The organism is Psychrobacter sp. T6-1, from assembly GCF_052258445.1.
In genome coordinates this window covers 1-600 of record NZ_JBQQFC010000766.1, presented here as the reverse complement: position 1 = coordinate 600, position 600 = coordinate 1, and the positions used below count along the sequence as shown (strand labels likewise).

Below are 600 nucleotides of genomic sequence, written 5' to 3'. Positions count from 1 at the left end.
GTCCTACATTTTATTGTACAAAGTTATCGATATTTTGCTGTATGCTATGGCACTATAATGCACACACTTAAGCTTGTACGATATAAACTATACCTATAGGCAATCACAGCGCTTATAAGCTGCGCCCTTATTATCACTTTATTATATGCATATAGCATCAAGGCTATTATGCGTTTTGTGTCGGAGAAGAAGTATGCACGTTGCTCGCAATACGATGATCAAACTGTCCTCAATAACGGTGCTGGCACTCAGTGTCAATTTGGTCGGTTGTCAGACCTTTAAGAACTTAACGGGTAATGATGTCGATGCGGTAGCCACCGCTGAAAGATCTGAGCAAGGCTACTACAGCGATGCGATTGAAAAGATAAACAAAGGTCGTTACACCCAAGCGGTAGAAGACTTAAGCAACTTACGTACCTTTTACCCAACTGGGCAATATGCCGAGCAAGCTTTGCTTGATACTATGTACGCGCAGTACGAGGCGGGCGAGTACGAGTCAGCTGCTAGTAGTGCTGATCGTTTCATCAGCCTCTACCCCTCCAACCCGCAAGTGAGCTATGCCTACTATGTACGCGGCGTGGCCAATATGCAAGGGCCATC

1 protein-coding gene is annotated in these 600 nt (G+C 45.2%); it reads left to right on the top strand.

The genetic code is table 11. The features are described 5' to 3' along the window. Window positions 1–193: 193 nt before the first annotated feature. A partial coding sequence (gene bamD / locus ACTXGO_RS16580; RefSeq protein ID WP_443575199.1) for an outer membrane protein assembly factor BamD occupies window positions 194–600 on the top strand: 407 nt, incomplete at its 3' end.